Below are 24641 nucleotides of genomic sequence, written 5' to 3' on the forward strand. Positions count from 1 at the left end.
TCATCTCATCCGCTCCACTCTTTTCATGTCTGCAATCGTCTGCCTCAGTAGTTCATTTCGGGCCACATCGAACGGCGTCGTATGTTGCTCGGGACCATCATCGAACTGTTTTTGAATGGTCACCGAACGATCGAAATATGCCAAGGCCCCGGGTTTGTCATCCACGATCGCATAGGCTCGCCCCAGGTTATGAAGCACACCTGCCAATGCGATGCGGTAATGGCCCGCTTGTTGATCCCGGCGGCAAAGTTCTGTCAAAGTAGCTTCGGCGGCTAACAACCATTTCAATGCGTTTCGAGCATCCTTTAGGTTCAGCAGCAAGCGGCCCAGATCATTCTGTCTGGTCGCCAAATCGGACAAGAACAGACGATCGTTTTCGAAAGTTGGTCGGACCGTGTCCAGTAGTGCCAGCGATTCACGCAGATCGCTAGGGTCATGAGTAATCGCCGCTCGATTGGCCAAAGCTGTCGCTAGCATCCATGTTGATCGGTCATCCGCCAATCCATTGTCCGTTTGCCTGTTACCGCGCAGTAGGTCAATCGTTTGATTGCAACTTTCCAGTGACTCCGGCTGACCACGTGTCAAAAACGTCCATTGGCTGACTAGCATCGCACGAACAGCGACGGCATCTGAATCATCGTCGCCATCGTCCAGAACACGGAGGCCTCGCTGGATCAAATCCGCGGCCTGCCAGCGGTCCCCGGCTTGGATCATCGTCACCGCATAGTTTCCCAAGCTGCGTGCCAGCTCGGTACCGGACAGCCGAAGAATGGCTCGTTGGTACAGGTCGACAGCAATGTCCATCTCACCCGCCTCTGCCTTCAACACCGCTAGGTTGTTCCAGGTCAAGGCTTGTGTTTTCTGGCCAAGCGGCGATAGCGACTCTGCATCGTCGAAGAGCCTTGCAGATGCCTGGTATGCCGAGATCGCATCTGCGTTTGCACCGATCTCGTCGATGATCTGACCGGCTTTGAAATGGGTCACTGCGTTCTGTTCGATGAAGTGGCTGTCACCATCGATACGGTTGGCATAGTCCTGGTAGTACAGCAGCGTTTGTTTCAGCAGTTCGTGACGAACGGCTTCGGCACCGGCGACATCTCGCAGCCTTTCCGCCGCAAGCAATCCAAACCGATCAAGTACTTCCTCCGACCTACGTAGGTTAGACTGCGAATCTTCAAGAGCTTGTTTGGTCCGTTGGTTGGCGATGGTTAGGCTGGCCATCACCGCCCACGATGCTGTGGTGGCAAACACCATCACCGTCGCAATGAAGGCACAAAATCGTCGATGCCGCATCAACCATTTCGCCGACCGATCTGCAATGGATCGTGGCTTGGCCATGATTGGCGTCCCACATTGAAAACGACGCAGGTCTTCGGCAAACCCCATCGCTGACTGATACCGATCAGCTACGTCGCGTGAGGTCGCTTTGGCGATGATCGTGTCCAGGTCGCGTGGAATCCATGCGATACGATCGCGAACATGAAAACAATCGGTCTGGTCACGGACCGTTTGGACATCGCCAACCGTTTCTCCGCCGATCGCACGCGATCCGCAAAGCAGCTCGAATAACGTCAGCCCTAGCGAATACACGTCGGTGCGTCCGTCCACGGGCTCGCCCGCCGCCTGCTGCGGGCTCATGTATGCCATCGTCCCGACGCGATCCCCCGTCTGCGTCAACGATACGTCGCTCTGGCCGGTGGCCAAACGCGCGAGACCAAAATCAGTAACCCAAAGCCGATCGTCGCGGTCGACCATTAGATTGGATGGCTTTATGTCGCGATGAATGACGCCGCAGGAATGCGCATCTGCGATCGCTTCGGCCGCCTCAATGATCCAGCGAACACTGGATCCGATAAACGCAGCATGGTTCGTGTGATCGCATGAAGGCTGCGAGCACCAGCTCGTCCGTTCAGCGACCACTCGATCAAGCGACTCGCCGTCGATCAGCTTCATGCATAGAAAGGCAGGCGTCCCGGCACCGGGGTCTGCGCCGATACGATAGATCGGAACGATCCCCGGATGATCCAGTCGGGCAGCCGCCTGAGCCTCGATCAGGAACCGAGCATGCGCCTTGCTGGACGTATCCATGGCCGCGGGGAAAACCTTCAATGCAACGCGGCGATCCAAAGACTGTTCGATCGCTTCGTAGACCACGCCAACCCCACCGTGGCCGATTCGACGCAAAATTTGGTATCCAGGAATCTGCGGCGTGTGGACCGGTACCCCACCGGAAAGAAGGGTTAGCGCATCAATCTGGCTGATCCCATCGCGAATTGCATCCGCTAATTCCGGATTCGATTCGCAAGCCAGTCGGCCCCATCGAACTCGGTCAAACGCCAAGTCTGATTCAACGCGATCGAGGTACTCTTCTAAAAGGGCCAGCAAACTATGGGACGCGGGCTCGCCCGAAAGCTGTTCAAAAGCATGAGGTCCCTCAAATGTCGAGCGAAGACGCAACTGACTCATGAACGAATCTCCGTTAAGTTTCGCTTCATCCTTTGGATCGCACGCAGCCACAACATGCGAACGGCGCCACTGGACCGCCCCAATTCCTGGGCGATCTGGTCAAACGATCTCCCATCGAAGTGCCGCATGACGATGACTTGCTGGTAATCCGGAGGAAGATTGCCAATGGCATCCGCTACCAAGATGGCGTGTTCCTGCTGCGATGCGATCGTTCCCGGCGATTGCTGCAAATGATCATGCGCGATCGATGCAAGCCCGAAGCTAGAACGGCTGAGGCTCGCATTGATCGCTTCCATCGAAACTTCACGTCGAACGTCACGCCTCGCTGCGTGCAAATGTTTCTCGTGCGCGTCCGCGATACGGCTGGCCAAAATGGATCGGATCCAAGCCACAAACTCGTCGGTGGATGCCCCCCGAAACTGCTCGAACGATTCAATCGCATGCAGGAAGGTTTCCTGGATCACGTCGGAAACCGTTACGCGAGATTTCACTTTGGACGACAAGTTGCTGCGTGCAAGTAGACGCAAGTAGTGTTGGTAGCACGCAAACAAGTCCTGCATTGCTGAGGGGTTCCCAGCACGCGCCAACTGCAACAGGCCAGCCTGATGATCGATTCGAGAAGATGACATCGAAAGCAAAATGAGAGGTGGAAATGGCAGCTGCATTATAGACATGAGAGGCGATGGCGTGAGCCAGCGAACCAGGCCCACGAGACCTAGACCGGATTCGATTTTTTTTGTCACGCGTCCTTTCACGAATTGCACAGTTTTCTTACTTGCGATCAAAACCGCTTTTTGAAACGGCAGCCAACTGCATCGATTTCCCCGTGGACGCGGCGCCCCTACGGTAGCCAGGCAGAGCAGTTTCGATGTTTTCCCGTGACATTGCAAAGCCGAACCCGTCTGTCTAACTAGGCAGATCGTTTCCCATTCTCTTGCTCAGCTCAACACCATGCGACCATCCAAAAAACTTCGCAAGCCGCGATCCACACGGCGTCTCCATCTAGAACGTCTCTCGGACCGCGCACTCCTGGCCGTCCTGGGCGTGGCACCTGGTCCCGGCGATGATGCGGCGGCACTGTTTGCCGAAGCCGTTGCGACCGCCAATGCGACGCCCGAGGCGGATACGATTGAACTTGCTGCGGGGACCTATGATTTGGCGTCACTGGAAGTCGGAACGATTTCGATCGAGTCCGACGTTTCGATCATTGGCATGTCACCCACCCAGACTCAGATCATCCCCATGCCGGGCAGCACCGTGTTGTCAGTATCGCAATCAGGTAGGCTGGAACTGTCGAATTTGACGCTGTACGGATCGGGCGGAAGTTCCGGTGCAGCATTACGGGTCGACGGTGACGCGACGCTCAACAGTGTCGCGATCATCGGATTGGTGGACGGGGATCTGAAAGGCGAGTTGGATCTGATCCGATCGACACTCCTGTATGGTGGCGGAACTTTCGAAATCAACAACTCGGTTTTGGTCGATAGCGTGGGCGCAGCAATTCGTCTGCAGGGTGACCTTAGCGGTACCGACGACGCCAGTTCGGCCACGATTCGCAACACCGTGATCTCTGGCTCGGCAGCCCAAGCGGTCTTTGGAACGACCGATGCATTCACGATGATCGATTCGACGGTTTTTGATAACGGTCTCGGCGTTGCTTTGATTGGGCGGTCGCTTAATGTTGACCTGTCCGGATCGACCATCGCTGGCAACACCAACCGGCTAGGCCTGTCGCAATTTTGGTTCACGACGTCGTCTTCCGCGCCAGGTCTGGCGATCATGACGGCCATGGATGGCTCCACCGCAGACTCCAACAACAGCCAGTTGACGCTAAGCGATAGCAACGTGATCGTCGGCAATCAATCACCACCGGATGGCATCTCGGATGCTGAGCAACGCGAGATCTACGTCAGCGAACGGTTCGGAGGTCCAGCGAACGATCAATACCCCCGCCACCTTGGCAACCAACAAATCGCAGCCGAAAACATCGCCGCGGTCTCCGTCAATACTGAAGTGATCGACGGCATACGTTTCTTGAATAGCGACCTAGAACTCGAAGGCGTGAATGTTGACCTGATCGACACCGACCAATCGACACAGATCGAATCACGCGGGATGGGATCGTCACGTGTTTTCTGGAGTCCAACGCAGCACCGATTCTATTTGGATTCCGCCCCGCGTCCATTGACCGACATGATTGAAATCGCCGATTTGCTGGCGCCGCTGGATGCGGGCCAAGTCGTTTCCGCAGGATCGGCTGTCATGCTTGCTGCACCAACCATCGTATCCCAGAACGAACAACTATCGATCGCACAGCAGAACGCCTGGACATTCCTAAACCCGACCAGCGTATCCAGCCAGATCGGCGGTACCGTTTCACTGACCGGTGTTGGCACGAACTTCCCACAGCAAATCCGCTACGTTCCACCGACTCTCTTCGAAGGCGTCGACACTCTGACGGTTCGCGGCCTGGATCGAATGGGCAACGAGGTTGAGGGGACGATCACGATCGATGTCGTTCGTTCCACGGGTATCACCATCAATGTTGCTGCGTCCGAACTAGACGACCAGATCGAAGTTGCCATCTCTACCAGTGGCTTCCAGAACCTGTCATCCTTTGATTTCGACGTTAGCTTTGATTCCACGGTCGTCAAATTGGTTGATACCGATTTCGGTCGCGAGTTTCCTTTCCTAGCGGAAACACGATCACGCGGAAATGACCGCATCAACGTCAGTGCACTGGGCGGGTTTAGCCGTGGAAGCGACTTGATCACACTGCGATTCGAACGCATCGCACCGGGCTCGGCCAACATCGATCTGGTGGAAGCTGGATTCAGTGCAGGCTTCCAAGGCCAATCGATCCACTTGTCAGGATTCGACCAAGCGTATTACTACCTGAGCCAGGACGATGTCAACCGTGACGGAAAGGTCACCGCACGCGACTCATTGAACATCGTCAATCGTCTGGGAACCATCGATTCCGAAGGTGAAAGTGGTACCGAACGTGCCGAGTACCAACGCGACTACGATGCCAATGGCGACGGAGTGATCTCTGCCAGCGACTCACTCAGGATCATCAATCGCCTCGGCCGCCAGGGCGTCTACGAAGGTGAATCAGCCGACCAACATACCGTCTTCTCTGCCTCGGCTTCCCAACATCTCGATCCGGCCAAGGCGATCCCCAGTTTCGTTGGACGCCCCGGGCTGCCGATCGATGATGGACGTCCGCGTGATTCGGTGAACGTCACACCGCCAACGGCCGAACAACAGGCAAGTGCCCAACCGATTGAGTTCAATGCCGAGGGAGCTGCGACCCTGGACCAGTCACTAGCGGACGCCGGCGACCAAAATCTGTTCGTGCTGGATTCCGCCGGTGGCCAGATTGGATTTGGACTCGAATCGGTGATCCCTACCGGCCAACCCAACGATTTGGAACCGAAGCTGTCTCTGGTACTGTTCCGTGCTGACGGAACGCTAATCGAAGCCTATCCAACCGCCACCACGAAACGAGTGATCGGCGGCGCGATCAGTACCGTGCCGGGCGAGCGGATCTATCTTCGTGTTGCAACCACAGATGCCGACACGCTGAACTATCGACTGGAACTGCTAAAATTGACCTCGTCATCAAAGGGTACGACGACGATCTAGAACAGCGTTCCAATGGCGGTAATCATGGCTGCGGTTCCGCGAGTCCTCGCAGGCGTAGCCAGTCGGTGGCTCGTTCAGGCCAGGTGCCGATGTCCGAGTTCGGGACTTGGCGTGCACCGTACCCGTGGCCTCCGTTTTGGTACACGTGCAGCTCGGCGGGAACGCCATGCCTTTTCAACCCCGCGTACAGCAGGACGCTGCCGATGGACGTCGAGTTGTCGTCGTGCGTATGAACGATGAACGTTGGTCGACAATCTTTGTTTGGCTGGATCGGAACGATCAAACGGCCAAGCGATTCCCCCTGATCGCTGCCCTTTCGAACCAAGTTCCAGGGATAGATCAGCATCGAAAAGTCGGGCCGACAATCCTGTTCGTCGATGATGTCGATCGATGGATAGGCCGCATTGCCGCTGGCCGTCATCCAGACTGCCCCCACCTGACCACCCGCCGAAAACGACAATTGACCGACTCGATCCGGGTCAACTTGATATTGCTGGGCCCGGGAACGGATCATTCGGATCGTCCGCTGGGCATCCTGCAACGGACGCAGCCAAGCCGGTTCATCCTTCGGGGTCACTTCGTTCGTACGATAGCGAAGTACGAAGACCGATATTCCCAATCGATTCAGAAGCGGCGCGACTTCCGATCCCTCCTTATCGGGAACGACCTTCATGAATCCACCGCCCGGCAAGACAACCACGGCGGTTCCGTTTGGTTTGTCCGCAAGAAAAACGTCCACGGTTGGTCGGCGGACGTTGTGAAGGCGTGTGACGCCGTCGTCGATCCCGCTGGATGGCAGTCGCGGTACGCCGACGGAATCGGACGCTTCGCCGGAGATCTCACGGGGTGCCAATCCAGGCCACACCGGGACCGAGTCGGCCGCCACGATGACGCCGGAAAAGCAACTCAGCGCGACCCCACAAACCAAGACCCGCAAAATCGACCGATGCATACTTCTGTGTCTCATGAAAAAACGAGTTGCGGCTTCACGAATCGACGATCAGGCCAAGATATCTTTCAATACATGTGCCTTTTCGACTCCGGTCAATCGCACATCCAGCCCCTGGAACCGGACCGATAGCCGCTCGTGATCCAGCCCCAATTGGTGCAGGATTGTCGCGTGAATGTCGCGAACGTGGCAACCGTTTTCGATGGGTGAAAAACCGAACTCGTCCGTTTCCCCGTAGACCACTCCCGGTTTCATCCCGCCGCCAGCGAACCACATGGTGAAGGCATCGATGTGGTGGTTCCGGCCGGTCGATTGCCTGACTTCGCCCATCGGTGTTCGACCGAACTCGCCCCCCCACACGACCAGCGTTTCGTCCAGCAGATCGCGTTGTTTCAGATCTTTGATCAAACCGGCAGTCGACTTATCGATTTCTTCACAAATCTTGGGTAGGTGCGTTTCCAGGTTCTCGGTAGGTCCGCCGTGGTGGTCCCAGTTGGTATGATAAAGCTGGACGAAACGAACGCCGCGTTCGACCAGACGACGAGCCAACAAGCAGTTTCTCGCATAACTGGTCTCGTCCGGGTCTTTGATCCCATACAATTCCAAGGTGGCGGCGGTCTCGTCGCTGGTGTCCATCAGCTCCGGTGCACTCGACTGCATCTGATACGCCATCTCGTAGGCGTTGATGCGAGTGGTGATCTCCTGATCGCCGGTTTCCACCAATCGTTTCAGATTCAGTTCACGCAGGGTGTCGACCAGTTCCCGCTGTTGTTGGTTGGATATTCCTTGGGGCGTCGACAGATTCAGAATCGGGTCACCCTGGTTTCTTAGCGGCACGCCCTGGTACGACGTGGGCAGGACTCCGCTGCTCCAGTGCATTGCCCCACCGCGTGGCCCACGTGGTCCACTTTGCAGCACCACGAATCCCGGCAGGTTGTCACATTCGCTTCCCAACCCATAGGTTGTCCACGCGCCCAGACTGGGTCGACCAAACAAGCCCGTGCCGGTATTCATGAACAGTTTGGCGGGCGCGTGATTGAACAGGTCGGTGCTGCAGGTTTTGACAATCGTCAGGTCGTCCACGATCTTTGCCGTGTGCGGCAAGTAATCGCTGACCCAGGTGCCGTTGTCACCGTGTTGGTCAAACTTGGGCCGAAATCCAAGGAGGTCGGTCCGGTGGCTGCTGCCCATGAAAGCGAACCGTTTCCCTTCGACAAAGCTTTTGGGAATCGGTTGACCGCTCAGCTCGTTCAGCTTCGGTTTGTAATCGAAGGTTTCCAGTTGCGACGGGCCACCGGCCATGAACAGGAAGATCACGTTTTTTGCTTTCGCAGGAAAGTGAGCGATCCGCGGCTGCAGCGGGTTGGTCATCGGCCCGGGTTGCTGGGCCCCTAGTCGCTGATCCGCCAACAAACTAGCCAGCGCGATCGATCCAATCCCGGTACCGCACTGACTGAAGAAGTGGCGTCGTGTTTCCGCTCGCAGCGATTCAGATTTTCTATTTCGTTTCATCGTTCCGTCTCCGGTCACTCGCGGTTAATAGTTTCGTCAAGATTCAGCAAGGCCCTGGCCGCATTCAGCGTATCGAGTCGCTTCAACAGCGTCAGTTCGTCCGCCGTTGGACGGCGCGATGTACAGCGTTGGAATGCGACCTCCAGTCCCTGTTCGTCGATAATCTTCTGCAACGCTTCGGCAAGTTCAAAGAATCCGGCGTCGTTCAACAGCGTCAACGCCTGCAGGGGCGTGTTGCTGCGGATTCGGCGTGTGCAACTGTTCAACCCGTCGGGTGCGTCAAAAACGTTCAGTGCCGGCGGCGGCGTCACTCGGTAAACAAACGTGTACAGGCCACGTCGATACCGGTCTTCGCCGGTGCTGGCGTGCCAGGCACGATTTCGCTGGCCCAGATTCATCACGCCGTCTGGGATCGGTGGGTAGACGGGCGGACCTCCCATCTTTCCCGAAAACATCCCGCTGGCGACCAACGCCACATCGCGGACAATTTCCGCATCCAGGCGTAGCCGGTTTTGGCGGCCAAGCAATCGATTCAGCGGATCCATTTGATCCAAATCGGTTCGCGTATTCGAGCTTTGCCGATAGGTATGCGACGACACGATTTGTCGATGCAGATCCTTGATACTCCAACCGTTCTGCTGAAGTTCAAGCGCCAACCAGTCCAACAGTTCCGGATGCGTCGGCGATGTCCCCTGCAGTCCAAAATCGCTGTCGGTTTCGACCAATCCGATGCCGAAGTACTGTTGCCAAATTCGATTGGCGATCACTCGCGCCGTTAACGGGTTCTGGGGTGACACGATCCAACGAGCCAAGTCCAATCGACTGGGATATTCGGACTGTGGCTTGAATGAGTGCAGTACGTCCAGCGTCCCCGGAATGACCTCGTCACTAGGGCGAGTAAAGTCGCCCTTGATCATCAACGTCGTCTTGCGTGGTTTGGATCGCTCGGACATCACCAAGGTCCGCACACCGGTCGCAAGTGACTTCGCGATCTGGGACAACCGCTTGTCGATGGCAGCCGCTTGGGGCGATTCGATTTTCGACGGCAGCGACTTCAACAGTTGCCACTTCTGGTCCAAGGAACGCTTCTTCGCATCGGTGTCGATCGCCTTTTGGACGTTTTTGCCCAGTGCTTTCTTTTGCGACTCAGTCAGCGCCGTTTCCCAAGCCGACAACTCGTCGACCGATTCATCGACCATTGCCTGCTGTTGCTGTTGCAGTTTTTTGCGTTCTGCAACCAACGCGTCGGCGTCGACATCATCGGGATAGACCGTGATCGACGGTTCATCCTGATCGTTGAAAAACGCAAACAGCTCGTAGTATTCTTTCTGCGAGATCGGATCAAACTTGTGGTCATGGCACTGGGCGCATCCGGTCGTCAGCCCTAACCAAACCGTTCCCGTCGTTGCAACGCGATCAAAGATGCTGTCGATCCGGAACTGTTCAGCATCGATACCGCCCTCTTGGTTGATCTGTGTGTTGCGATGAAATCCCGTCGCAACTTTTTGCGATACCGTCGCGTCCGGCAACAGATCACCCGCCAATTGCTGGATCGTGAACTGGTCGAAAGGCATGTCAGCGTTCAGTGCGTCGACGACCCAGTCGCGGTACAGCCAGATTTGTCTTGGCCCATCGACGGAATAGCCGTTGCTGTCCGCATACCGAGCTTGATCCAACCACCAACGGCCCCAGCGTTCGCCGTAGTGTGGGCTAGCCAGAAGCCGTTCGACCAAGTCGTGATAGGCGACGTCGGGATCGCGACCGAACGCAACTTCAAATTCAGCAATTTCCTGTACCGAAGGCGGCAGACCGACCAGATCCAAACTGACACGCCGAATCAATGTTGCCGGTGGTGCCAGCGGAGATAGATCCAGGCCCGCTTCGCTCAACCGATCTTGAATCCGCCTGTCTATCGGGTGCACACGATCGGAATCACGGTCCGGTTCCACAGGATCGCGAGTGGGCGGGACGAACGCCCAATGGATTTCGTACTCGGCTCCTTGGTCGACCCATCGTCGCAGCGTTTCCTTCTGAGCGGCGGTTAGCACCCGCCCCGAATCAGGCGGGGGCATGATTTCATCCGCGTCATCCGTCAACACTCGGTCGATCAGCGCGCTGGCGGACGAATCGCCAGGAACCACCACCCCGCCTTCGTCCACCGCTCCCGAACGCGTGTCCAGTCGCAGATCGGCTTGACGTGCCCCGCTGTCAAACCCGTGACAGGCGTAACAGTTCTCCGACAAAATCGGCCGAATGTCCCGGTCAAAGCTGACCTTCACAGTCGCTTCGTCACCCGCGGCCGATGAGGCGATCGCCATCAAAAACAGCAGGGGGGTAAGGCAGAGGGTTGATTTCATAGCGTATGAGGGGCCGTTTCGACCCCCAAGATGATGACTGTGGTTGATGGTGAATGCCGTCTATCCTATTCGATCAGCTGACCGCAGGTGACGGGAACCCGACAATTGCGAACCAGGTCCTCGAGATCCCGCCGTTCGCTTTCATAACTGCAAGCGTAGCGAGTCTGAGGTCGGCGGACCGGACAGCGCTGTCCCAGCCCAAAGCGTCGCCGGACTGAAGAAGCGTGAAAGAAGCCCAGCTTGCGAATCACTTGCGTTGTTACGCCTCGCGATGAATCATGGCACGATCTGCATAACCAACCAAAATTCAGCATCGATCAGTCCGATGCTTGCCCCCAACCCAACCGCTGATCGCAATGAACTGGATCCCAATGAACCTACCGCCATCCGTCCGACGCACACTCTGCTGGCCCGCTGCGGTGATCGTCATGATCGTCGCTAACGATTTGCCCACCACCCAAGCCGACGATGCGGTGTTTGCGGGGCCGCCGAAGATGTTGCTGGAAAGTGGAGCCGGCGAAGGACCGGTGTGGAATCCTAAAATCGGGTTGCTAACCAGTTTCGACGGGAACATCCACCTCCGCGACGCCAACGGTAATTCGTCGATCTATCGCGAGAACTCGGGTTCCAATGGTCTGCTATTCGATCGCGAAGGCCGGCTGATTGTTTGCGAGGCAACTCGTCACCGCGTCACCCGTACCGAACGTGACGGAACGATCGTTGTGTTGGCGGATCAGTTCAACGGGATGAAGTTCAACCAACCCAATGACCTGACCATCGATACCCAAGGTCGTATCTATTTTTCCGATCCACAGTATGGCGACCGAAGCCAGATGGAAATGAAGGACGATGATGGCAAGTTGGTCGAAGGCGTCTACCGCATCGACGTCGACGGCACGGTGTCGCGAGTGATCGATCATCAAGTCGACCGGCCCAACGGCTTGATCATCACGCCGGACGATCAGTTCATGTACGTTGCCGACAACAATAATGCATTGGGCGGAGCACGGAAGCTATACCGATTCGAAATGCGTGCCGACGGATCGGTCGACACCGGATCACAAACGTTGATTCATGATTGGGGAACCACGCGAGGGCCGGATGGAATGAAGTTGGACCAACAAGGCAACCTGTACGTCGCGGCCGGCTTGAACCAACCCCATCTGCCCCAAGAGACCGCCGATCAGCCCACCGCAGGGATCTATGTCTTTTCAAAACTTGGCAAACAGGTCGCGTTCGTAAAGATCCCGCGTGATGAAACGACCAACTGTGCATTCGGTGGCGACGATGGCAAGACTCTGTTCGTTACCGCCGGTGGATCACTGTGGGCAATCCCAACGGTCAACGCGGGCTATCAGATTGATTGATCGCCAGCGGCAAACTCCGCCAGTCTATATCTCGGCAAGTCCCCCCTGCCCTGCCCTTCGCATCGTGCAAAGAAAGTAAGGGGTGCCCGACCAGTCCACCGCGCCCACGATCGGTTTCCTCGACCAGCCAAGAACGTTCGATGCGTATCGTTTCATTGTTACCCAGCGCGACCGAAATGATCTGCGGCCTGGGGTTGCGCGATCAATTGGTCGGCGTGTCACATGAGTGTGATTTCCCGGCGTCGGTCGCTGCTTTGCCCAAAGTGACCCGCAGCTTCTTTCCAGCCGACGCGACCAGTGCCGAGATCGATCAGATCGTTCGCCAAAAGGTTGACTCCAGCGCTGCCCTGTATTCTCTGGACACTCAGGCGCTGTTGGACCTGCGTCCCGATGTGATCGTCACCCAATCTTTGTGTGACGTGTGCGCCGTGTCCATGGACCAAGTCCAGGCTGTCGCGGACGCACTGCCCTGCCCTCCGACGATTGTTCCATTGGAACCGACTAGCATCGACGATGTGATGGATGCAGTACGCCAGATTAGTGCCGTCGTCGGCTGCGAAGATCGCGCCGGTCAGTATGTCGAATCACTTCGCAATCGAATGACAGCGGTCATCCAGCGAAGCGGTGGCACCACGAACGTTCCACGAGTGATGCTGTTGGAATGGATTGATCCACCATTCAGCGCCGGGCACTGGAACCCCGAACTGGTATCGATGGCTGGAGGGCGAGAGATGATTGGAAGAAGCGGTCATCGATCCACCGCGGTCCCGTGGGACAGCGTCATCCAAGCCGATCCCGAGGTGATGGTCATCGCCTGCTGCGGGTTCACAGTCAAGCGTGCCATGCAGGACATGCCGATCTTGTGTTCGCAGCCAGATTGGGGATCGCTTGCCTGTGTCCGCACGCGACGCGTGCACGTCGTCGATGGATCCGCGTACTTCAATCGTCCCGGCCCAAGATTGGTCGACAGTCTGGAAATACTGGCACACACAATCCATCCCGATGTGCATCCATTGCCGCCAGGCCTAAAGCCGGCGGTAGCCACCGAGCGATGACACGCGGACCAATCGTTGGACCGCATGGAAAAAACCCCATGCGTCTGTACGATGAAACGCGCGGCCCGATGGGCACGCGGCGAAGCGAACGGTGGATGAGCGCCCCTATCGTTTAACCGCGTGGGCAACGCCCCGTGCGTTTGCACGATGAAACGCGCGGCCCGATGGGCACGCGGTTAAACGAACGGTGAACACGCGGCCCTATCGTTTAACCGCGTGGGCATCGCCCCGTGCGTTTGCACGATGAAACGCGCGGCCCGATGGGCTCGCGGTGAAACGAACGGTGGATGAGCGACGCGGTCGTTTAACCGCGTGGGCACCGCCCCGTGCGTCTGCACGATAAAACGCGCGGCCCGTTGGGCACGCGGCGAAGCGAACGGTGGATGAGCGGCCCTATCGTTCAACCGCGTGGGCATCGCCCCGTGCGTCTGCAAGATGAAACGCGCGGCCCGATGGGCACGCGGTTTAACGAACGGTGGATGAGCGGCCCAATCGTTTAACCGCGTGGGCATCGCCCCGCGTGTCTGCACGATGAAACACGCGGCCCGATGGGCTCGCGGTGAAACGAACGGTGAACACGCGGCCCTATCGTTTAACCGCGTGGGCATCGCCCCGTGCGTCTGTACGACGAAACGCGCGGCCCAATGGGCACGCGGCGAAGCGAACGGTGGATGAGCGGCCCTATCGTTTAACCGCGTGGGCAACGCCCCGTGCGTTTGCACGACGAAACGCGCGGCCCGATGGGCACGCGGTTAAACGAATCATCGACGCGCGGACGCGGTTGTTTAACCGCGTGGGCATCGCCCCGCGCGTTTGCACGACGAAGCGCGCGGCCCGATGGGCACGCGGTGAAACGAATGATGAGCACGCGGCCCAATCGTTTAACCGCGTGGGCATCGCCCCGCGCGTCTGTACGATGAAACGCGTGCCCCGATGGGCACGCGGTTAAACGAATGATGAGCACGCGGCCCAATCGTTTAACCGCGTGGGCATCGCCCCGCGTGTCTGTACGATGAAACGCGCGGCCCGATGGGCACGCGGTGAAACGAACGGTGGATGAGCAGCCCTATCGTTTAACCGCGTGGGCATCGCCCCGTGCGTCTGTACGACGAAACGCGCGGCCCAATGAGGCTGTGAATATTTTGTTTTCCCCAGCTTTGAGTTTCATTTTTGAAGGTGTTTTTCAAAAATGCGGGACGTGTGAATCTATTTTTGGGGTCAAAGCGGCTGACAGGCCCCTGGGACTCTCGAGCGTCTGGCCGTTTCGAGGTCTTGAGGGCTTCGAGAAGCCGCTCGAACCTCCACTTTGGTTAACTTTTCGCTGCTACAACGCATGGGTCCCCTATCAGGTTAGGTAAAAACCCTAGGCATTTGAATCGGTTGTAGTTATTCACTAGCACATGCCAAAGGGTCTGACTCAAAGCCTTTTCCGACCCACGAACCCGGTACTGGTGGAGCCCGCGGTTGCGACATTCGGCGTTGGGGAATTCGGCCACCGAAGGGCGTTGCTTATAGATCTTTTGAGCCTCCGCTGTGCCCATCCGTTCTCGAAAGCGTTTCATCGCAGCGCTGTCTCCTGGCTTGGGGAGATGAGGATCTTTGCCTTCTTCAATTTGCTTTTGAACGCCCTTCAATACCCCGTAAACGGCTGTGCCCGAGGCGTCCATCGAGTCGATATCGGTCGCCTTGGTAAAGCCGCCATCGACCAGGTATTTCCCGGGCATAACGCCGAAAGTGCTGCAGACCGATTGATACATCGGAAGCATTTGCCCCTGATCGCTGCCCTGGTTATCGACGCTCACGCCGACGACGATTCGTGTCTCGCCATCGCTGGCGAATTGAACGTTGTAGGCCGGCCGAAAACCACCGTCGGCCATCTTCATGCGCACCGCTTCGGGGTCGGTCATCGACGCTCGTGGAGTGGATTTGCTTTTGCGTGACCTCTTCTCCTTGCGACGCCGCTCTAGCTCTTCCAAGTTTTCTTGGGCCGCCTTGATTCGCTCGATTCGTTCCTTGGCAGCGCGCTGTTGGGCGGCCTGTTTTGCCTTGGATATTTTGGCTGCTTCTTCCTCGGTACGCTCACTGAGTTCGTTCAAGTAGTCTTCGGCCGCTGCTTGCAACCTTTGGAGTGTCGGTGCCGATCGAAATGAGCCACTGCCAGACGACGCTCGCACTCGCATTCCATCTTGTCCGATAGTTTCGAGCGTGATTAGCTTCTGGTTCAACAAGGCGGCAATCGAGTCGGCCAGCAGTTTCTCAAGCAGTTCGCTGTTCTCGCTTCGGAAGTCACTGAGCGTGTGATAGTTGACCGAGACTTTGCCACAGATCCACATGTAGTGAAAATCACGGGTGGTCAATTCAGCGACCCGGCGAGCGCTGCTGATTCCCTCTAGCGTCGCGTAAAACCATAAGGCGAAGAGAATCCGCGGATCAATCGAGTTGCGTCCCGCTTTGCCCTGTCTGGATTGAATGCGAGTGTAGAGAGAGCTCAGGTCGAGTGATTCGCAGTACTGCCACACCAATCGGATGCGATGGTCGCTGGCAACTAGTTGATCGAGCGAAAAAAACTGCATCTCGACTTGGGTGCGTTCTGGGCGGTTGGTGCGGGCCTGACCACGCTGCTGAGCATTGCTTGGAGTTTTCATTGCAGTAATTTAGCGCCAGAAAAGAAACTAGCAACCAACAACTCATTTATTCACAGCCTCAATGGGCACGCGGCGAAGCGAACGGTGGATGAGCGGCCCTATCGTTTAACCGCGTGGGCAACGCCCCGTGCGTTTGCACGACGAAACGCGCGGCCCGATGGGCACGCGGTTAAACGAATCATCGACGCGCGGACGCGGTTGTTTAACCGCGTGGGCATCGCCCCGCGCGTTTGCACGACGAAGCGCGCGGCCCGATGGGCACGCGGTTAAACGAATGATGAGCACACGGCCCAATCGTTTAACCGCGTGGGCATCGCCCCGCGCGTCTGTACGATGAAACGCGCGCCCCGATGGGCACGCGGTGAAACGAACGGTGGACACGCGGACGCGGTCGTTTAACCGCGTGGGCATCGCCCCGTGCGTCTGCACGACGAAACGCGCGGCCCGATGGGCTCGCGGTGAAACGAACGGTGGATGAGCGACGCGGTCGTTTAACCGCGTGGGCATCGCCCCGTGCGTCTGCACGATAAAACGCGAGGCCCGATGGGCACGCGGTGTAACGAACGGTGGATGAGCGGCCCTATCGTTTAACCGCGTGGGCATCGCCCCGCGCGTCTGTACGACGAAACGCGCGGCCCGATGGGCACGCGGTTAAACGAATGATGAGCACGCGGCACTATCGTTTAACCGCGTGGCCAACGCCCCGTGCGTCTGTACGACGAAACGCGCGGCCCGATGGGCACGCGGTTAAACGAACGGTGGATGAGCGGCCCTATCGTTTAACCGCGTGGGCAACGCCCCGTGCGTTTGCACGACGAAACGCGCGGCCCGATGGGCACGCGGTTAAACGAATCATCGACGCGCGGACGCGGTTGTTTAACCGCGTGGGCATCGCCCCGCGCGTTTGCACGACGAAGCGCGCGGCCCGTTTGGGCACGCGGCGAAACGAATGGTGGGCGTACCTTAGACGGCTCCCCTGACAGCCTGCCCTACATTGCGTACTGATAGCCGAAGATTGCGTTGAATCCGGTTCCGTCCACTCCGCTTCCTAGCACTCGGTAGTACTTGTCGGTGATGTTCTCTAGCGACAGCGACACATGATGCTGGCGTTGATCACCAAAGGATCGTCCCGTTCGCACGTTGAGCGTGGCGTAGCCGGGAGTCCCGCCGGGCAGAAAACGTACGTCACCAAAGTTCGACGAATTGTACCGATCGGCTCGCGCTACCATCCAGGTGTACACGTCCAGGTAACCACCGATCGATGGCTCGTCGAACCGCAACCCCAAGGTTCCTTGGGTGGGCGGGATTCGTGAGATCGGATCGTCAGCCGACGTGATGGTGCCGTAGGTATAGTAGAAGTTGCCATACAGAGACAGGTTGCGACCCAACAAGTATTCGCCCGCCAGTTCGGTACCGTTCAGATAGGCCTGCTGGTTCGTCAAGAACCGGGCTCCGCCAATCGTCTCGCGATTGATGTAACTATCGAAGTCTGTCCAGTACTCCACCGCCTGCAGGCGAAGGCGATCGTAGTTGAACTTCAATCCGACTTCGTACGTTTTGCTCTGTTCGGCTTCGACGTTCAAATTCCCAACCAACGGAACCGATTGACTGTTTTGCAAGAACGTTTTGTTGGCCGTCAGGTCGTCGATCGTCGGCGCCCGGAATCCTTCGTAATAGCCACCGACGAGCTTCCACTGTTCGGTCAGCTTGTAGGTCAAGCCGACGCTGGCGATCCAATCTTGGTAGGAGCGTTGAAAGTAGGTAGGCCCAAGCGTGTCAAAATCCGGCGTTCCCGATACGTTGATGTTTTCGTAACGGACCGATGTTGTCGCGTCCAAGCGGTCGGTCAGCGAAACATGCCAAGATGTAAACACCCCCATTCGATCAGCTTCGGAATCGTCCGGATACTGTGGATCGGTGGGTGAAGCGGTCGCTCCCGGCGCGCTCGGGCTATCGATCCGCAAGCGATTGGCGTTGATCGATTCGGCGTAAAAGTCCGAACCGTAGGTCAGCTTCCCGAAGTCGTCCATGTCCTTGACGGCCGAGATCGTCGTGCCCCAACCGATGTCGTCAAACTCACCAATCTCGCGACGGGTCGGGTCTGCGTTCGGCAAATTACTGTCATACCGATCGACGGTGGTCGCCTCCTTTGTTCGTGAACCCGATAGCGTCACCGAATACAGATCCGCAAAGAAGAAGTCGTCCGGCAACAATCCCTCCAACCGCCCATAGATCAGGTCGCGTTGCTGTGGATCATAGTAGGTCGGTCGCTGCGTCGGCACACTGCCGTCGGATGCCGGCCCCTGCACGAACGGCAAGAAGCGATCGCTCCGCTTCAGGTCCTGCTGCTCGAAGTGCTGCATCGCGAAGGTCAACATGTGGTTTTCGGTCAGCATTCGCTGCAGCTTCAGATCGCCAGCGTACTGTTGGTAGTCGGTGCCCGATTGCCGGCCCAGATCGCCACCGCGATCGACGTTGCCCACATCCAGATACGAGATGCCGCCGGTGATGCCGGTTGCACCGTACCAGCCGCTGAATCCAGTACGCGTGTACGAGGATGCTTCGGCGCTGCTGTAGAACTGACTAAACATCGGGCTGAAATGGTTGCCTTGCAGCGGATCGGCCGATCGCGTGACGATGTTGATCGCGCCACCGATTGCATCGCTGCCCCAAAGAGCCGATTCGGCGCCACGGATCACTTCAATCCGCTCGATCGATCCCGGATCAATCGTCGCAGCATACTGGTTCGGCCCGGGACGCAGCACGCTCGTATTCATCCGGATGCCATCCACCATGATCAACACTTGTTGCCCGGTTAGTCCGCGTATGAAGGGGGACAGTTGACCGTTCCCGGTCTGCTGCAGCATCACGCCGACTTCGTTCTGCAGAGCCCGGTACATCGTGGTGGCTTGCCGCCGATCCAAATCTTCGCGATCGATGATCGTTCCCAACTGAGCCGAATCGAACAGACTGACCTCGCCACGAAACGCACTATTGAGACCGGTGACGTCACTGGATGTGCCACCGAACATTTGTTCGTCCAACGAAGGGAACGATGCACTCAGCGCCGCATCGGGCGAGTTCGTCGGTGGACTCTGCCCTGCCCCGCCGGGTGGCTGATTGTCAAACTGCGATGGCGGCATCGACAAGGCAGGATTCGGGGCCGATGGCGAGGTGGATCCGCCCGGTGACGAAGCGGCCGCATCGCTGAAAGGTGCGGGGACCAGTTCTGTGGAACCATCCGCAGCGGGGTCATTCGCGGGTTCAGTCAGCGCCGGGGGTCGAACTTCGATTTCGGGCAAAGTCGGTTGCGTATCTTGCTGGAGCAACGTTGCTAATTCAACACGCTTGCCGGCTGACTTTTCCGATAGGGCATCTTCGGCCGATAGGGTGGGAACTAGCGATGGCAACAGCGTGAGTGCCAAGAAGGTGATCCGCTTCACGGGTGTTTTCCTTGTCTGAAACGAGGCTTCCGCCGTTGCGACAAAGCTAGGCACCACCATCGTTCATTCCGGTCTATTGCGTCCAATCGGAACAATCCGCGGATCCGCATGAACGAGCACGACCCGAACCGGCAAACTTGACGCATTGGGAACGACCGACGGGCTGACCTGGGTCGAGTTGACGGAAATCCCGCCGCCGGTGGTGGCGGAACCGCCAACCGATGCGGATCACAGCGATCCAGAGTCACGAAACTGCGGTGGTTCAGCGTCCGCCGCCCGATGGCACGGTTTCTGCATTCTGAGCGTGCGATGAATGAACCCGAACCGCCCGACGGCATCCCCCATGACCAGCCAAGTTCCACGCCAGATGATCCGATCGATTCACGACCGAAAGTGTGGGAGTCTGTTGACCTGTTCCAGGGTCGCCGCGAAGTCTGGATCCGTCATGGCGAGATGGTTTACCGACTTCGACGAACGGGATCCGAAAAGCTATACTTAACCAAGTGATCCATTCCAGCCATTTTCGACGATCGACCGCCTTTTCGCTGGCGCTGCACGCCACGGCGTTGGTGGCGATGTGCTGTGTTTCGTTGTCGGCGCTGGAACGTTTTTCGTCAGGCGGCCCCCGACAGGTTGTGTCGATCGAAGTATCGCTTGCCCGGCCCGCAGCGACAGCCGTTTCCACACCGGTGTCGTTTGAAGCGATCGAACCGGTGACGCAATCCGATCATGACCTTTCGCGTCCACTGCCGGTTCAGCGTCGCACCCCTACCCGATCCGTGCTTTCGTCTGATCTGCCTGAACCCGACTGGACGCCTGCTACGATCAGCCAGCCTCTAGAACGTGTCGTCACTCGAACTCAGCAACCGATAGTCCGGCCAGCCGAAACGGACCGACCTCGACTCCCTCCTGTCGTCGCCGTATCGATCGCGCCCGCCGCCAGTGTGCCGCCAACCCAGCAGATGACTGGACTTCGCGACGACAGCCCGGTCGAGTTCACTGACACCCCGGCCCCCAAGTACCCCAACGATGCCATCGTGCGTCGGTTACAAGGAACCGTGATGTTGAAACTGTTCATCAGCACCGTTGGCGAAGTTGAGCGCGTCGAAATCTCGGATTCCAGCGGCCACGCAGTTTTGGATCAGGCAGCCGTATCAGCCGTCATGATGTGGCGTGGAAAACCGGCAACCCGATTCGGCCAACCCATCGCATCGGTCGAAGTGTTGCCGATACGATTTCGCTTGTAGACACCGATTCAGTTTGGAAGAATACAGCGCCCGATCGATGGGCGCCCGCACTATTTTGCGACGGGCGAACAGATTTCGACCAGATACCCGTTGTTGTCTCGCACGTAGCTGATCGTTTGCCCCCAAGGCTGCTGTGCGGGCGCCTTGACCGCGATCGCACCGGCAGCGATCGCGCGGTCGTACGCGGCTGACACGTCGTCGGTGACCAAGGCAACCTCGATACTGGGTGCCTCGCTTTGGACGTTCGTCTTGCGATATCCAAAGCCATGCGAATCAGCCAACGTTTCGGACACGAACGCAAGCGCCGTCTGCCCCGTTTCCATCTCCGCATAGTCCCCCTCGATGCCCCCATGCCGAAACCGGCACTCTAGCCCAAAAGCAGATTCATAGAAGTCGACCGCATCGGCGACGCTTGGGACATAAAGAATGACGTATCCGAGTTTCATGGTGAATCCATCTAGATTTGCGAACGGAACAAGAGGCCAATCAAAACGATAGGCATTTCCAGCGTTCGGGAATACAGGGCAAAGTTCGCAAGTCCGGAAGGGACATCCCCTCGATGCCGGTGGCCTCTGGCCATCGGTGTACTCGGCCGCCAACACGGACGACTCAGGTTCTGAATTGCCGGGTGCTGCGGTACCGGATATCCTTGCTGGATCGCTTGCCCCGTCCCATGCTCCTTGGTTGGTCCGACTGCTATGCAATTCCGAATGATCCTGCTGCTGATGTTTGCGGCGGCTACCTGCAGCGGCGCTATCGCACAACAGACCAAGGAACCAGCAAAGACAAAGGACAAGAAGAAGCCGGTGCCGGAGTTTCGTTGGGTCAATCCGATGCCTAAGAATCACCACCCCGCGCTGAGCCATCGAACGTTTCCTAGCGAATCGCTGGGGGTCGACGTCGGATACGTGATTCTGTTGCCGCCGGAATACGAAACATCGACCCGGCAAGCTTTCCCGGTTGTGTACTACCTCCATGGCGGACGCCCGGGGAGCGAAACCAAAAGTATCGGACTGGCCAAACCGATCTTCGACGCGATGAAGAATGCTGAGGTTTCGCCAGCAATCTATGTGTTCGTCAATGGCGGTCCGGTCAGCCACTATGACATGCCGGATGATCCGAAACGCAAAGGCGCCAGCGTGTTCACTGAAGAGCTGATCCCGCATATTGACGCAAACTATCGTACGATCGCCGACCGATCCGGACGTGGAATCGAAGGATTCTCCCAAGGCGGAAGAGCCACCATGCGATTGTCGCTTCGCCGGCCAGACCTGTTCTGCAGCGCGGCGGCCGGCGGCGGTGGCTACGCGTCCGAGAAACGGATCAGCGAAGAAGACGGATATGAGAACCCGAACCTTCGCTTCAGTCTCGGTGAAAACACCTGGGATCTTGCCCGCAGCTATGCAAAACGGAAATCGCCCGTCGTCCGCTGGATGATCTACGTGGGTGACCAAGGATTCAACTACCAGAACAACCTGCAGTACATGGAATTCCTAGACTCACTCGAAATCCCCCACCAGCGCATCGTTGTCCCGGGCGCTACCCATTCCGCCAAACAGATCTACGACGCCCAGGCACTCACGATCATGAAGTTCCATGCCGCAAATTTTGTCCAATCCGCAACAGTGGACAAACACGACGGAGTGCCTGCAAAGAACGTCGAACTGAAATAGAAGATTTCGCCGGCGAGCCAATGCGCCAATGCGCCAATTTCGTTCCCGGATAGGCAACGCTGCCGTGCCGCCGATGCAGGAAGGATTCGGTGTCAGCCGCTCGGGCCAATGCTGTGAAGTATTCATCCCATACGTTCGAAGGCATTTTTCGTAGCGGAACTCGTCAAGAGTTTCGGCCTAAGACGCGTGGATCAGCGAAAGTCTTGGCGACTTGTCGATCTAGTGAGCCGTGATCGCGTGAGCGGCCGGGCATTTTCCGTTGACAGTGGATCGCCGAAAGTCTTGGCGACTTTCGCTACGGAATGTGGCGGATCGCCGAAAGGGTTGACGGTTTGTCGATCTAGTGAGCCGTGATCGCGTGAGCGGCCGGGCATTTTCAGTTGCCAGTGGATCACCGAAAGTCTTGGCGACTTTCGCTACGGAATGTGGTTGACAGTGGATCGCCGAAAGGGTTGACGGTTTGTCGATCTAGTGAGCCGTGATCGCGTGAGCGGCCGGGCATTTTCAGTTGACAGTGGATCACTGAAAGTCTTGGCGACTTTCGCTACGAAATGTGGTTGACAGTGGATCACCGAAAGTCTTGACGGTTTGTCGATCTAGTGAGCCGTGATCGCGTGAGCGGCCGGGCATTTTCCGTTGACAGTTGCCAGTGGATCACCGAAAGTCTTGGCGACTTTCGCTACGAGACGTGTTGCTGCGTTGGGGCAAACGGCGTGTTCCCTAAAGACGAATGGCTACCTGCTTAATTGACTGCTAACAGGTCTTTGATCACGTGGCCGTGAACGTTCGTTAGCCTGCGTTCGATCCCGTTGTGATAATAGGTCAACCGTTCATGATTCAGTCCCATCAAGTGCAGGATGGTCGCGTTGAAATCGTAGACTGTCGCTTCGTTGACCGCGGCCTTGAAACCGAATTCGTCGCTCTCCCCATAGCTGTACGCCTTCTTGACTCCGGCACCGGCTAGGAAGCATGTGAACGCGCTGGGGTTGTGATCACGGCCGGTCCCATTGGCTTGCAGGAACGGCATCCGTCCGAACTCGGTGCACCACACGACCAGCGTGTGTTCCAACATGCCGCGTTGCTTCAGGTCCGCGATCAAGGCCGCAGTCGGCTGGTCCATGATTTCGGCCTGCATCGCATGCGTCTTGGCAATATCACTGTGCGAATCCCAATTGGTGATCCCGTTTCCGCCCGCCGGATCGCTTCCATTGAACAATTGAACCACACGCACTCCCTTTTCGAGCAGTCGCCGAGCGAGGATGCAGTTGTTGGCGTACGCCTTCTTCAGTTCGGTACCGGTGCCCGTGCCGTAGGCGTCGTGGATATGTTTCGGTTCGTTCGCGATGTCCATCACGTCCGGCACCGACGTCTGCATTCGTCCAGCCAGTTCGTAGCTGGCGATCCGTGCGGCAAGATCGGCATCGCCCGGGAAGTGCTGCATGTGTTTGGCGTTCAACTTCTGAAGCAGTGACACACTCGCAGCATCCGCCGAGCGACCAAATCCGTCAGGCCGATGCAGATTGGCTGGCGGACTATCAGCGGTAAAGTCCGTGCCTTGGAACGCGGCCGGCAAAAATCCGCTACCGAAGTTGTTCTTTCCACTGCGGGCTAACCCACGTGGGTCGTTGATGGCGACGAAGGCAGGCAGTTCCTGAGTCTCGCAGCCCAACGCGTAAGTCACCCAAGCACCGAACGATGGAAACCCTTCCATCGTGAATCCGGTGTTCATGAAGTTTTCGCCTTGGGGGTGAGCACTGGTCTGTGTGGTCAACGAATGCAGAAAGCAGAAGTCGTCCACCATCCCGGCAAGATTCGGCAACAGGTCAGATACCATCTTGCCGCTTTCGCCGCGTGGCTTGAAGTCCCAAAACGGTTTGGCGATATCACCCGTCGGTCCTTCGAACGTGACCTGCGGGATCCCAGGCGGCTTTTGCCCATGAAGCTTGTACAGGTCTGGCTTGTAATCGAAGGTGTCGACATGGCTGACCGCGCCCGGACAAAAGATCACCAGCACTTGTTTGGCGGGCGTCTCGAAGTGGGGCTTCCGCGACGCGTACGGATTCTTGTCATCGATTGCTGGACGGATCGGCGTTTTCGCATCGCTAGCTTCCGAAGCCAGCAGGTTATCACCGGCCAACAACTGCGACAGCGCAATCGCGCCCATCGACATTCCGGATTGACCTAGAAACGAACGACGGTCTAGCAGCGACCGCCCCAAGGGCGACAGTTTTTCAGGATTCATGATTCGATCGGTGGGTCAGATGAAAAATTCCAGGGGC

15 protein-coding genes are annotated in these 24641 nt (G+C 57.5%); 6 read left to right on the forward strand and 9 right to left on the reverse strand.

Features of this window, described 5'->3' with window-relative positions:
- Nucleotides 1-2466, reverse strand: coding sequence for a serine/threonine-protein kinase (locus tag K227x_RS15355; RefSeq protein ID WP_145170776.1), 2466 nt, complete (start codon nucleotides 2464-2466; stop codon nucleotides 1-3).
- Nucleotides 2463-3095, reverse strand: a complete 633-nt coding sequence (locus K227x_RS15360; protein ID WP_218933276.1) for a sigma-70 family RNA polymerase sigma factor — start codon at nucleotides 3093-3095, stop codon at nucleotides 2463-2465. The genes K227x_RS15355 and K227x_RS15360 overlap by 4 nt, the downstream gene beginning before the upstream one ends.
- Before the next feature lie 322 nt (nucleotides 3096-3417).
- Between K227x_RS15360 and K227x_RS15365 the strand changes: the two genes are divergently transcribed.
- Nucleotides 3418-6114 carry a dockerin type I domain-containing protein gene (locus tag K227x_RS15365; RefSeq protein WP_145170779.1) on the forward strand — a complete coding sequence of 899 codons (2697 nt, stop codon included), beginning with the start codon at nucleotides 3418-3420 and terminating at the stop codon, nucleotides 6112-6114.
- 22 nt (nucleotides 6115-6136) lie between these two features.
- On the opposite strand, the gene K227x_RS15370 is transcribed toward K227x_RS15365, so the two are convergent.
- Genes K227x_RS15370 through K227x_RS15380 form a run of 3 tightly spaced genes read right to left on the reverse strand, consistent with a single transcriptional unit; the run spans nucleotide 6137 to nucleotide 10893 of the window.
- Nucleotides 6137-7066: an alpha/beta hydrolase gene (locus K227x_RS15370; protein ID WP_218933277.1), complete on the reverse strand. Its 930-nt coding sequence runs from the start codon at nucleotides 7064-7066 to the stop codon at nucleotides 6137-6139.
- A 48-nt stretch (nucleotides 7067-7114) separates the two neighbouring features.
- Nucleotides 7115-8575 (reverse strand): DUF1501 domain-containing protein, encoded by a 1461-nt coding sequence (locus K227x_RS15375; protein ID WP_145170783.1) that lies wholly within the window; start codon nucleotides 8573-8575, stop codon nucleotides 7115-7117.
- Nucleotides 8576-8589: 14 nt separating this feature from the next.
- Nucleotides 8590-10893, reverse strand: a complete 2304-nt coding sequence (locus K227x_RS15380; protein WP_145177940.1) for a PSD1 and planctomycete cytochrome C domain-containing protein — start codon at nucleotides 10891-10893, stop codon at nucleotides 8590-8592.
- Nucleotides 10894-11360: 467 nt separating this feature from the next.
- On the opposite strand from K227x_RS15380, the gene K227x_RS15385 reads away from it, so the two are divergent.
- Nucleotides 11361-12299 (forward strand): SMP-30/gluconolactonase/LRE family protein, encoded by a 939-nt coding sequence (locus tag K227x_RS15385; RefSeq protein WP_145177942.1) that lies wholly within the window; start codon nucleotides 11361-11363, stop codon nucleotides 12297-12299.
- Between the two features lie 140 nt (nucleotides 12300-12439).
- A complete protein-coding gene (locus tag K227x_RS15390; protein WP_145170785.1) occupies nucleotides 12440-13354 on the forward strand; it encodes a cobalamin-binding protein in 915 nt (304 codons plus the stop codon).
- A 1310-nt stretch (nucleotides 13355-14664) separates the two neighbouring features.
- Here K227x_RS15390 and K227x_RS15395 read toward each other — a convergent pair.
- Together K227x_RS15395 and K227x_RS15400 are read right to left on the reverse strand one after the other, a co-directional pair.
- A complete protein-coding gene (locus K227x_RS15395; protein WP_145170786.1) occupies nucleotides 14665-15999 on the reverse strand; it encodes a transposase in 1335 nt (444 codons plus the stop codon).
- Between the two features lie 989 nt (nucleotides 16000-16988).
- Complete coding sequence (locus tag K227x_RS15400) at nucleotides 16989-19442, reverse strand: TonB-dependent receptor (RefSeq protein ID WP_218933279.1); 2454 nt, start codon at nucleotides 19440-19442, stop codon at nucleotides 16989-16991.
- A gap of 309 nt (nucleotides 19443-19751) precedes the next feature.
- On the opposite strand from K227x_RS15400, the gene hemP reads away from it, so the two are divergent.
- Nucleotides 19752-19949, forward strand: a complete 198-nt coding sequence (gene hemP / locus K227x_RS15405; RefSeq protein ID WP_145170788.1) for a hemin uptake protein HemP — start codon at nucleotides 19752-19754, stop codon at nucleotides 19947-19949.
- The gene (locus K227x_RS15410; protein WP_145170789.1) at nucleotides 19946-20689 is read left to right on the forward strand and encodes an energy transducer TonB; all 744 of its coding nucleotides are present in this window, start codon (nucleotides 19946-19948) and stop codon (nucleotides 20687-20689) included. The genes hemP and K227x_RS15410 overlap by 4 nt, the downstream gene beginning before the upstream one ends.
- A 50-nt stretch (nucleotides 20690-20739) precedes the next feature.
- Here the strand turns inward: K227x_RS15410 and K227x_RS15415 are convergent, their stop codons facing one another.
- On the reverse strand, nucleotides 20740-21135 hold the full coding sequence (locus tag K227x_RS15415) for a VOC family protein (RefSeq protein ID WP_145170790.1): 396 nt from the start codon (nucleotides 21133-21135) through the stop codon (nucleotides 20740-20742).
- Between the two features lie 252 nt (nucleotides 21136-21387).
- Between K227x_RS15415 and K227x_RS15420 the strand changes: the two genes are divergently transcribed.
- Complete coding sequence (locus tag K227x_RS15420) at nucleotides 21388-22362, forward strand: alpha/beta hydrolase (RefSeq protein WP_145170791.1); 975 nt, start codon at nucleotides 21388-21390, stop codon at nucleotides 22360-22362.
- 742 nt (nucleotides 22363-23104) lie between these two features.
- On the opposite strand, the gene K227x_RS15425 is transcribed toward K227x_RS15420, so the two are convergent.
- The gene (locus K227x_RS15425; protein WP_145170793.1) at nucleotides 23105-24604 is read right to left on the reverse strand and encodes a DUF1501 domain-containing protein; all 1500 of its coding nucleotides are present in this window, start codon (nucleotides 24602-24604) and stop codon (nucleotides 23105-23107) included.
- Nucleotides 24605-24641 lie beyond the last annotated feature (37 nt).

Origin of the sequence: Rubripirellula lacrimiformis (assembly GCF_007741535.1) — a bacterium.
In the GTDB taxonomy this organism is placed as follows: Bacteria; Planctomycetota; Planctomycetia; order Pirellulales; family Pirellulaceae; genus Rubripirellula; species Rubripirellula lacrimiformis.